Source organism: Actinospica acidithermotolerans, assembly GCF_018139625.1.
Classification (GTDB): domain Bacteria; phylum Actinomycetota; class Actinomycetes; order Streptomycetales; family Catenulisporaceae; genus Actinospica; species Actinospica acidithermotolerans.
Map to the genome: position 1 here is coordinate 1 of NZ_JAGSOH010000180.1, position 10295 is coordinate 10295.

Annotated in this window: 9 protein-coding genes and 1 riboswitch; of the genes, 6 read left to right on the plus strand and 3 right to left on the minus strand. The window is 73.4% G+C overall.

The features are described 5' to 3' along the window. A partial coding sequence (locus KDK95_RS32420; RefSeq protein WP_212522175.1) for a magnesium chelatase ATPase subunit I occupies positions 1-1067 on the minus strand: 1067 nt, incomplete at its 3' end. A 54-nt stretch (positions 1068-1121) separates the two neighbouring features. Beyond that, positions 1122-1243: riboswitch (cobalamin riboswitch) on the minus strand. Between the two features lie 98 nt (positions 1244-1341). Here KDK95_RS32420 and dhaK point away from each other — a divergent pair. From dhaK to dhaM, 3 genes are read left to right on the plus strand one after another with little or no spacing between them, the layout of a single operon-like run. Next, a complete protein-coding gene (gene dhaK / locus KDK95_RS32425; protein ID WP_212522176.1) occupies positions 1342-2337 on the plus strand; it encodes a dihydroxyacetone kinase subunit DhaK in 996 nt (331 codons plus the stop codon). Next, a complete protein-coding gene (dhaL, locus tag KDK95_RS32430; protein WP_307844844.1) occupies positions 2334-3002 on the plus strand; it encodes a dihydroxyacetone kinase subunit DhaL in 669 nt (222 codons plus the stop codon). The genes dhaK and dhaL overlap by 4 nt, the downstream gene beginning before the upstream one ends. A gap of 1 nt (position 3003) precedes the next feature. Beyond that, complete coding sequence (dhaM, locus tag KDK95_RS32435) at positions 3004-3408, plus strand: dihydroxyacetone kinase phosphoryl donor subunit DhaM (RefSeq protein ID WP_372463420.1); 405 nt, start codon at positions 3004-3006, stop codon at positions 3406-3408. Positions 3409-3426: 18 nt separating this feature from the next. Here dhaM and KDK95_RS32440 read toward each other — a convergent pair whose 3' ends face one another. Beyond that, positions 3427-4350 (minus strand): alpha/beta hydrolase, encoded by a 924-nt coding sequence (locus tag KDK95_RS32440; protein ID WP_307844847.1) that lies wholly within the window; start codon positions 4348-4350, stop codon positions 3427-3429. Positions 4351-4417: 67 nt separating this feature from the next. On the opposite strand from KDK95_RS32440, the gene KDK95_RS32445 reads away from it, so the two are divergent. Together KDK95_RS32445 and KDK95_RS32450 are read left to right on the plus strand one after the other, a co-directional pair. Next, complete coding sequence (locus KDK95_RS32445) at positions 4418-4882, plus strand: MarR family winged helix-turn-helix transcriptional regulator (protein WP_212522178.1); 465 nt, start codon at positions 4418-4420, stop codon at positions 4880-4882. Positions 4883-4932: 50 nt separating this feature from the next. Next, positions 4933-5472, plus strand: a complete 540-nt coding sequence (locus KDK95_RS32450) for a DUF1697 domain-containing protein (protein WP_212522179.1) — start codon at positions 4933-4935, stop codon at positions 5470-5472. Between the two features lie 116 nt (positions 5473-5588). Here the strand turns inward: KDK95_RS32450 and cobN are convergent, their stop codons facing one another. Next, positions 5589-9125: a cobaltochelatase subunit CobN gene (gene cobN / locus KDK95_RS32455; protein WP_372463421.1), complete on the minus strand. Its 3537-nt coding sequence runs from the start codon at positions 9123-9125 to the stop codon at positions 5589-5591. A gap of 133 nt (positions 9126-9258) precedes the next feature. Here cobN and KDK95_RS32460 point away from each other — a divergent pair, with 133 nt between their 5' ends. Then, on the plus strand, positions 9259-10050 hold the full coding sequence (locus KDK95_RS32460; protein WP_212522181.1) for a class I SAM-dependent methyltransferase: 792 nt from the start codon (positions 9259-9261) through the stop codon (positions 10048-10050). Positions 10051-10295: the final 245 nt, after the last annotated feature.

Sequence of the window (10295 nt, forward strand, 5' to 3'; positions counted from 1 at the left end):
TCGTCGTACCCTGCGCCGCCATCTCGTGCACCAGACGCCGCACGTTGGCGCGCAGCTGGACGTCGTCGGCTGCCCGGGTGGCGGCGACGGTCGTGCGGATTCCGCCCGCGGAGTACGGGGTTCCGGTGCGGCAGGGCGAGCCGGGCCGCGTCGCGGACCTCCTCGGCGGTGACCGCCGACAGGCCGCGCCACGCCGCGAGCGCGACCGCCGCGCGCGCCGTGACCAGGTCGGCGCGCATGCCGTCGACCTCGAACGCCGCGCAGATCCGGGCGATCCGCTCCAGCTCCGCGTCGGGCAGCGCGACCTTCGGCAGCGCCTCGCGCGCGGCGGCGATGCGGCGGCCTACCTCGGCGTCCGCCTCGGCCCAGCGCGCGCAGAACCCCGCCGGATCGGCCTCGTACGCCAGCCGGCGCCGCACGACCTCCGCCCGCTCCCGCGGCTCCCGGCTCGCCACCACGTCCACCGTCAGGCCGAAGCGGTCCAGCAGCTGCGGCCGGAGCTCGCCCTCCTCCGGGTTCATCGTGCCGACCAGCAGGAACCGTGCCGCGTGCCGCACCGAGACGCCGTCGCGCTCGACGTGCGCCTCGCCCATCGCGGCCGCGTCCAGCAGCACGTCGACCAGGTGGTCGGGCAGCAGGTTCACCTCGTCCACGTACAGCAGCCCGCGGTGCGCCGCCGCCAGCAGGCCGGGCTGGAACGCCGCCTCGCCGCGGCCGAGCGCGCGCTCGAGGTCGAGGGCGCCGGTCAGCCGGTCCTCGGACGCGCCGATCGGCAGCTCGACCAGCCGCGCCGGGCGGGTGGCCGGGCTCCCGGCGTCCTCGGCTCCGTCGTGCGGGCCGTCCGGGCAGCCCGGGTCGGGCGACGCCGGGTCGCAGGAGAAGCGGCAGCCGGGCACGGCGTCGACCGCGGGCAGCACCGCCGCGAGCGCGCGGACCATCGTGGACTTCGCGGTGCCCTTCTCGCCGCGCACCAGCACGCCGCCGACCGCCGGGTGCACCGCGTTGAGGATGAGCGCCAAGCGCAGGTCGTCCTGGCCGAGAACGGCCGAAAAGGGGAAACGCAACACTGCGCCTTTCTTCTCTGCGGGAGCCCACGCCCGCTCGAGCAGCAACCAGGAGGTCCGTCCGTGCGGTCGGCGGGCAGTTCCTGACTCACGCGCCGTCCGCGGACGGGCGTTGACAGTGGCGGGACCGTTCCGGACTCTCACCGGATTCCTGCGCTGCCGACGGCTACAGAGCATAACGGCCGCGACCGGACCGCCCCGACCGACCCCCGGCGCGCGCCGCCCGAGTGCGCCGTCCGCCTACCGCTCATGGACGGCGGGCGGCAGAATGTCCAGCATGAAGAAGCTGATCAACTCGCCGGAGTCGGTCGTGTCGGACGCCCTCGCGGGCCTGGCCGCCGCGCATCCCGGCCTCACCGTGGACGTGGAGCGCCGGATCGTGCGCCGCGCGGCGCACGCGAGCACGGCGGGCAAGGTCGCTTTGGTCTCCGGCGGCGGATCAGGGCACGAACCCCTGCACGCCGGATTCGTCGGCCCGGGCATGCTGGACGCGGCCTGCGCGGGCGAGGTGTTCACCTCCCCGGTGCCGGACCAGATGCTCGCCGCCGCGCAGGCCGTGGACGCGGGCGCCGGCGTGCTGTTCCTGGTGAAGAACTACACGGGCGACGTGCTCAACTTCCAGATGGCCGCCGAGCTGCTCGAGGACGAGGGCATCGAGTCGCGCTCGGTGCTGATCAACGACGACGTGGCCGTGGAGGACTCGCTCTACACGGCGGGCCGGCGCGGCACCGGGGCGACGCTGTTCGCCGAGAAGATCGCCGGAGCGCTGGCCGAGCGCGGCGCGGACCTGGCGGCGGTCGCCGGGGTGGCCGAGCGGGTGAACGCGACCAGCCGCTCGTTCGGCATCGCGCTCGGGCCGTGCACGACGCCCGCGGCCGGGCAGCCCAGCTTCCAGCTGGGCGAGGACGAGATCGAGGTGGGGATCGGCATCCACGGCGAGCCGGGCCGGCGGCGCGCGCCGATGGCCCCGGCCGCGGAGCTGGCCGGGCTCGCGGTGGAGGCGGTCTGCGCCGACCTGGACTTCACCGGCGACGCCATCGCGCTGGTCAACGGGATGGGCGCGAGTCCGCTGCTCGAACTGTACGTGGTCTACAACGAGGTGCAGGCGGCCCTGAAGTCGCGCGGTGTCAGCATCGTGCGAAACCTCGTCGGCAACTACGTGACCAGCCTGGACATGCCCGGCTTCTCGGTCACGCTGTGCCGTGCGGACGCCGATCTGGTCGACCTGTGGGATGCGCCGGTCAACACTCCCGCACTACGGTGGGGCGCGTGAGCGATGCGCACGCCGGCGACGCGGCCGGTCTCGAGGTCGGGTTCTTCCTGGACTGGATCGAGCGCACGGCGAGCGCGGTGGCGGCCGAGAAGGAGCGGCTGACGTCGCTCGACGCGGCGATCGGCGACGGCGACCACGGCACGAACCTGGACCGCGGGTTCACGGCGGCGCGCGCGGCGCTGGAGGCGAAGCCGCCGGAGTTCCCCGGCGCGGCGCTGGTGCAGGTGGGCACGACGCTGATCTCGTCGGTCGGCGGCGCGTCCGGGCCGCTGTACGGCACCGTGTTCCGGCGCACCGGCAAGGCGCTCGGCGAGGCGGAGAGCGTCAGCGCGCGGGAGTTGGCGGACGCGATCGCCGCGGGGCTGGCGGGCGTGCAGAAGCTCGGCGGCGCGAGCGTGGGCGACAAGACGATGGTGGACGTGTTCGTCCCGGCGCTCGACGCGCTGCTGGCGGGTCTGGCTGACGGCGCGTCCGTCGACGGCGCGTTCGGCGCGGCGGCGGACGTGGCCGAGTCGGCGGCGCGCAGCACGATCCCGCTGCGGGCGCGCAAGGGCCGGGCGAGCTATCTCGGCGAGCGCAGCGAAGGGCACGAAGATCCGGGTGCTGCGTCGGCGGCGCTGCTTTGGCGCGCACTGGCCGAAAGCGTCGGCGGGCGCGCCCGGTAGGATGTGGATCGTGAAACTGGTCGGCGTCGTCCTCGTCTCGCACAGCCCGAAGCTCGCGGAAGGGCTGGCGGAGCTCGTGCGTGAGCTCGGCGGCGACCAGGTGCCCGTGATCGCGGCGGGCGGCATGGACGACGGCAGCCTCGGGACGAGCTACGGCCGGATCGAGCGGGCGGTGAGCGAGGCGGACCAGGGGGCGGGCGTGCTGCTGCTCGGGGACCTCGGCAGTGCGCTGCTGACCGTCAAGACCCTGCTGGACGAGGGCGTGGGCCAGGAGGCCCGCGCGGTGCTCGCAGACGCGCCGTTCGTCGAGGGTGCCGTCGCCGCGGTGGTGACGGCCTCGGCCGGCGGCGACCTCGAGTCGGTCCGCGCGGCCGCCGAGGAGGCCCGGCTGTTCCGCAAGCTCTGACCCGGAAGCGGCGGCCGGCTAAGCGCGGCCGATCCGCTGCCCGAGGAAGAGCGCGGCGCGCTCCAGCGCCTCGTCCGCCTCGTCCAGGAGCCCGACCAGGGACTGGAAGACGTGCGGCACGTCGGCCGTGACGTCCAGGATGACGTCGATCCCGGCCTGGCGTGCGCGGGCGGCGAGGCGCGTCGAGTCGTCGAGCAGGATCTCGTTGGTGCCCACCTGGATCAGCATCGGCGGGAAGCCGGCCAGGTCGGCGTAGAGCGCCGGGCTGAGCAGCGGCTGGTGCGGATCGGCGCCGGCCAGGTACATCGCTCCGGTGCGTCCGACGGATTCCCGCGTGAAGAACGGGTCGACGTCCTCCTTCGTGCGCATGCTCTCTCCGCTGCGCGTGGCGTCCAGGCCGGGCGAGAAGATCGCCAGCGCGGTGGGAAGCGGCAGGCCCGCGTCGCGCGCGGCGAGGCAGGTGGTGACGGCGAGCCCGCCGCCCGCGGACTCTCCGGCGAACGCGATGGACGACGGGTCCACACCGCGCTCCAGCAGTTCGCGGTAGGCGCTGAGCGTGTCGTCGATCGCGGCCGGGAACGGGTGCTCGGGCGCGAGGCGGTAGTCCACGGAGTACGCCGCGATGCCGGTCTTGGCCACGAGGTGCCCGGTCACCGACAACGCGGTCTCCGGCGAGCCGCAGACCCAGCCGCCGCCGTGGAAGTACAGGATCGTTCCCGCGGCCGACGTGCCGGCCCCGCCCGCCGCCGGCTCGACGCGCAGCGCGGGCAGGCCGCCGAGTGTCGTGGCGGCGGTCCGGACGGTCTCGGGAACGCGCATCCCGGCCATCAGGGCCTTGAATCCGGCGCGGATCGCCTCGATCGACGGCGGCGTGCCGGGCTGCGCATCGGGCCGGGGGTGCCGGAATCTCGCGGCGACGTCCGCGCGCTGTCGGCTGCTCACGGGTACGCTCTCCTCAGAGGTAGCCTAGGAAGTATCTTCCAAGACACTATATGCCAAGGAATCTAAATTGAGCAACGAGCCGTCCGCCCTGCCCGGCTTCTTCGCCGACCTGGTCCGCAGCGAGACGCGGCTGTACAACGCCCTCAACGAGCGGCTCCGCAGCCGGCACGGCATCGTGACCTCGCAGTTCGAGTCCCTGCGCTACCTGCACGCACACCCCGGCGCCCGGGTCGCCGACCTCGCCGCGGAGTTCGCCATCGGCATCGGCGCGACCAGCAAGGGCGCCGACCGCCTGGAGGCCCTGGGCTACGTCGAGCGCCGGCCCAACCCCGCGGACCGCCGCTCCTCGCTGCTCGCGCTCACCGAGGACGGCGTGCGCCTCGTCGAGGCCGCCGAGCACACCTTCACGGACACACTCGCCGAACTGGTCGGCGCCACCCTCTCCCCCGCCGAGATCACTTCCGCCGCACAGGCCGTCGCGAAACTGCGCGCCGCGCTCGAAGCCGACCAGATCGGCGCCCCGGCCGGATGAACGGCGTGATCGGCAGCGTGTGTGTCGGCGGGCGCGGTTAGGATCCGACCATGGGTAGGCAGATCGCGCTGCTGCGCGCCGTGAACGTGGGCAAGCGCCAGGTCCCGATGGCGAAGCTGCGGGAGCTGATGGCCGCCGCCGGGTTCCAGGAGGTGGCGACGCACCTGCAGTCGGGGAACGTGCTGCTGGCGGACGGCGGCCTGAGCGCGGCGGAGAACGGCAGGCGGCTGGAGAAGCTGCTGCTCGACGAGTTCGGGTTCGTCGTCGAGTGCGTGATGCGCACGACGGAGCAGCTCGACGCGGTCATCGCCGCGAATCCGCTGCCGGATCGGGTCGCCGACGCCAAGCGGTACGTGGTGACCTTCTTCGATCACGCTCCCGAAGCCGGGCTCGTCGCAGCGCTCAAGCCCGAGGACTTCGCACCCGACGAGTTCGCGTTCATCGGCGACGAGCTCTACAGCTGGAGCCCGAACGGGGTGCACACCAGCAAGTTCACGCAGCAGTTCCTGACCAGGAAGCTCAAGGTCCAGGTGGCCACGGGCCGCAACTGGGACACCGTGCTCAAGCTGCGCGAACTCGCCGGGGACTGACGACGACGCACCTCAGGGGCGAGGGCTCACTCGCCTTCGAGGGCTCACACTCCTTCGAGGTCGCCCGCGCTGACGTCGGCGCGCCTCAGGGGCGAGGCTCACACTCCTTCGAGGGCTCACTCCCCTTCGAGGTCGCCCTCCAGCTCCAGGTAGACCTCGCGCAGCCGGTCGACGGTCGCCGGGTCCGGCGCGGCCCACAGCTTGCGCTCTGCGGCTTCCAGCAGGCGCTCCGCGATGCCGCGCAGCGCCCAGGGGTTGGACGTGCGCATGAACTCGGCGTTGGTCTCGTCGAAGACGTACGCGGCGGCCAGGCGCTCGTACATCCAGTCGTCGACCACGCCCGCGGTCGCGTCGTAGCCGAAGAGGTAGTCGACCGTGGCCGCCTGCTCGAAGGCGCCCTTGTAGCCGTGCCGCTGCATGGCGGCGATCCACTTCGGGTTCACCACGCGCGAGCGGAAGACGCGGTGGGTCTCCTCGGCGAGCGTGCGCGTCCTGACCGCGTCGGGGACGGCGCTGTCGCCGACGTACGCGGCCGGGGAGCTGCCGGTCAGAGCCCGTACGTAGGCGATCATGCCGCCGTGGTACTGGAAGTAGTCGTCGGAGTCGACGATGTCGTGCTCGCGCGTGTCCTGGTTCTTGGCGGCGGCCTCGATGCGGCGGAAGGCGGCGTCCATGTCGGCCCGCGCCTCGCGGCCGTCGAGGCCCCTGCCGTACGCGTAGCCGCCCCACACCGCGAAGACCTCGGCCAGGTCGGCGTCGGTGTCCCAGTTGCGGGCGTCGATCAGCGGCAGCAGCCCGGCCCCGTACGCGCCGGGCTTCGAGCCGAAGATGCGGGTCGTGGCCCGGCGGGAGTCGCCGTGCGCCCGCCGGTCGGCGCGGGTGTGCGCGCGGACGTAGTTGAGCTCGTCCGGCTCGTCGAGTTCGGCGACGGCCCGGATCGCGTCGTCCACCAGCGAGATCACGTGCGGGAAGGCGTCACGGAAGAAGCCTGAGATGCGGACCGTGACGTCGACGCGCGGCCGGCCCAGCTCGGCCTGCGGGATGATCTCGAAGCCGGTCACCCGGCGGGACGCGGCGTCCCAGGTAGGACGGGTGCCGAGCAGCGCCAGGATCTCGGCGAGGTCGTCGCCCTGGGTGCGCATCGCGCTGGTGCCCCAGACGGTGATGCCGACCGACCGCGGGTATTCGCCGGTGTCGGCCTTGTGGCGGGCGAGCAGCGATTCGGCGAGTGCGCTGCCGACGTCCCAGGCGGTGCGCGACGGGATCGCCTTGGGGTCGACGGAGTAGAAGTTGCGGCCGGTCGGCAGGACGCTGACCAGGCCGCGCGTCGGCGAGCCGGAGGGGCCGGCCGGGACGTAGCCGCCGTTCAGCGCGAGCAGCACGTTGTCGATCTCGTCGGTGGTGCGGCGCAGGCGCGGGACGACCTCGGAGGCGGCGAACTCCAGCACCTTCGCGACCTCGGGCGAGGGCGCGTCCACCGCGGCCGCGTCCCAGTCGGCGGCCGCCAGCGCCTCGATCAGATCGCGCGCCGACTGCTCCAGGGCGTCGACGTGGTCGGGGTCGGTCTCGGCGTCCTCGGGCAGGCCCCGGGCCGCGGCGAGCGCGCGGCGCAGGCCGGGCAGCGCGCCGTGCACGCCGCCGAAGACCTGCTTGGCGCGGACGATCGCGAGCACGTCGTTGACCAGCTCGTCGCCCTCCGGCGCGCGGCCGAGGATATGCAGGCCGTCGCGGATCTGCACGTCCTTGATCTCGCACAGGTAGCCGTCGACGTGCAGCACGAAGTCGTCGAACTCCTCCTCGCCCGGCATCGCCTCCTGGTGCAGGTCGCGGTGCAGTTCGGCCGAGGTGACGACCTCCCAGATCTGCGCGCGCAGCGTCGGGGCCTTCGCCGGGTCGAGCGCCTGGACCGTCGCGTACTCGTCGAGCAGCTGCTCCAGCTTGGCGAGCTCGCCGTAGGCGTCGGCGCGGGCCATCGGCGGGATCATGTGGTCGATCACCGTCGCGTGCGCGCGGCGCTTGGCCTGCGTGCCCTCGCCGGGGTCGTTGACGATGAACGGGTAGATCAGCGGAACCTCGCCGAGCACGGCGTCGGGGGCGCAGGCCGCCGACATGCCGAGGCCCTTTCCGGGCAGCCACTCCAGGGTGCCGTGCTTGCCGAGGTGCAGCAGCGCGTCCGCGCCGAAGGAGCGCTCGAGCCAGCGGTATGCGGCGAGGTAGTGGTGGCTCGGCGGCAGGTCGGGGTCGTGGTAGATCGCGATCGGGTTCTCGCCGAAGCCGCGCGGCGGCTGGATCATCAGCACGACGTTGCCGAACGTCAGGCTCGCGAGCACGATCTCGTCGCCGTCGACGTACAGCCGGCCGGGCGCCTCGCCCCAGTGCTCGCGGATGCCCTCGCGCAGCGGCTCGGGCAGCGTGCCGAACCAGGCCTCGTAGTCGGCGAGCGGAACGCGCGCGGTGGCCGTCGCCAGCTGCTCCTCCGTCAGCCACTCGACGTCGTGGCCGCCGGCCGCGATCAGCGAGTGGATGAGCCGGTCGCCGTCCTCGGGGAACTCGCCGACCAGGTAGCCGGCGTCGCGCATCGCGCGCAGCAGCCGCACGGCGGAGGCGGGCGTGTCCAGGCCGACGGCGTTGCCGATGCGCGCGTGCTTGGTCGGATAGCTGGAGAGCAGGATGCCGATCTTCTTCTCGCCGTTGGGCTTCCGGGACAGCCGGGCGTGGCGTACGGCGATTCCGGCGACGCGGGCGGCGCGCTCGGGGTCCGCGCTGTAGACCGGGATGCCGGCCTCGTCGAGCTCCTTGAAGGAGAACGGGACCGAGATCAGCCGGCCGTCGAACTCGGGGATCGCGACCTGCATCGCGGCGTCCATCGGGGAGATCGCGGCGTCGGACGCCTCCCAGGCGGCGCGGGAACCGGTCGTCGCGATGCCCTGGATCACCGGGATGCCGAGGTCGCGCAGCGCGCCGACGTCCCAGGCGTCCTCGTCGCCCCCGGCGACGGCGTCCGCGGCGACCGCGCCGCCGCCGGCGAGCACGGTGGCGATGAGCGAGCCGCAGCCGCGCAGCAGGCCGACCAGGCCCTCGCCGGAGCCGGCGCGCAGCGAGCGGAGCGAGGAGCAGTAGATCGGGCGCGCGTTCGCCCCGGCGCGCTCCACGGCGTCGCAGAGCTCGTCGATGAAGGCGGTGTTCCCGGACAGTTCGTGCGCGCGGTAGAAGACCACGCCGACGGTCGGCAGATCCGGGTTCTCGGCGCGGGCGCCGTGAACGCCGAACTCGGGGGCCTCGACGACCTCCTCGGCCGCGGCGCCCCGCAGGAACCGCGCGAGCCGGCCGAGGTTGTCCGGGCCGCCGGCGATCAGGTAGCGCGAGGCCTGGGCGACGACGTTCACCGGGACCGACGACAGAGCCATGAGATCCGCGTCGGGCACGGCCTCGCCGCCGAGCGCGACCGTCGGCACGCCGGCCCTCGCGAGCGCCGCGAGCCCCGCCTCCCACACCCGGGCGCCGCCGAGCAGCCGGACCACCGCCACGTCCACCCCGTCGAGCAGCAGTTGAAGCTCGGTCTCGGCCAAACGCGCCGGGTTGGCGACCCGGTATCCGGCGTCCGCCGCGCGGGCGGCCAGCAGGTCGGTGTCCGCGGTCGAGACCAGCAGAATCGTCACGTGGGGTACCCGGTCTTTCCGTCTTCCGGCGGTGGTGCGTGCGCCCCCGAAGTCTACGCAGGCGCCTGGGGTTTATCGGATCGTCACCCTTCGGCCGCGCCTCGCTACCCGCCAATACGTTCAAAACATGATCGGTGGTGCTAGGTTCGACGTCGTGGCCATCCACCACGCCGCCGAGACCGGCTACGAACTCGCCGCGGCGGACTACGAGCGCGTCCGGCCCTCGTATCCGACCCGCGCCCTCGCCGTGCTCGCCGACGCGCTGGACCTCAAGGCCGGCGCGCGGGTCGCCGACCTCGGGGCGGGCACCGGGAAGTTCACCCGGCTGCTGGCGCTGACCGGGGCGCAGGTGGTGGCGGTGGAGCCGGTTCCGGCGATGCGCGAGCGGCTGACCGAGATCCTGCCGCAGGTCCAGGCGGTGGCCGGGATCGCGGAGGCGACCGGGCTGCCGGACGCCTCGGTGGACGCCGTGGTCGCGGCGCAGGCCTGGCACTGGTTCGACGGCGCCGCCGCGTTGACCGAGATCGAGCGGGTGACCGGGCCCGACGGGCGGCTCGGGCTGGTCTGGAACACCCTCGACACGACGGTGCCGTGGGTGGCGGCGTACTCGCGGATCTACTCGGCCTGGCGCACCGACGAGCTCCCGGTGCACACGGACGGCTCCTGGCGCACGGCGTTCGAGGGGCGCCGCGGCTGGAAGGCGCTGAACTCGGCGCACGTGGCCAATCCGTACACCACCGACCGCGAGGGCGTGCTCGGCCAGGCGCTCACCTCCAGCCGCATCAGCACCCTGAGCGTCGAGGCGCGCGAGGAGATCCGCCGCGAACTGCAGAGCGTGCTCGACCGCTATCCGGAGACGCAGGGCGAGCGCATCGAGATCCCGTACGTCACGGACATCTACTGGACGGCAAAGCGCTGACCAAGCGCGGTAACGGGCGGCTAACGGCTTTTTCCCGCCGGGGGCGCGGACGCTAGGCTCTACGCACGCGCGGCCGTCCGTCGAGACGGCCATCCGTCAACTGAACACTGAAACGGGGTGAGGGACGACCGTGTCGTATCAGGATCCGAACCAGGCGCCCTTCGGGGCGCCGCCGCAGGCGCAGCCGTGGGGGCAGCAGAGCCGGCCGGAGTCTTGGGGGGCGCCGGCGACCGGGGGCTCCGGGC

Bases quoted from the DNA above. Each gene is read 5' to 3' on its own strand.
- dhaK (WP_212522176.1), top strand. From the start codon at position 1,342: ATGAAGAAGCTGATCAACTCGCCGGAGTCGGTCGTGTCGGACGCCCTC.
- dhaM (WP_372463420.1), top strand. From the start codon at position 3,004: ATGTGGATCGTGAAACTGGTCGGCGTCGTCCTCGTCTCGCACAGCCCG.
- KDK95_RS32450 (WP_212522179.1), top strand. From the start codon at position 4,933: ATGGGTAGGCAGATCGCGCTGCTGCGCGCCGTGAACGTGGGCAAGCGC.
- KDK95_RS32460 (WP_212522181.1), top strand. From the start codon at position 9,259: ATGATCGGTGGTGCTAGGTTCGACGTCGTGGCCATCCACCACGCCGCC.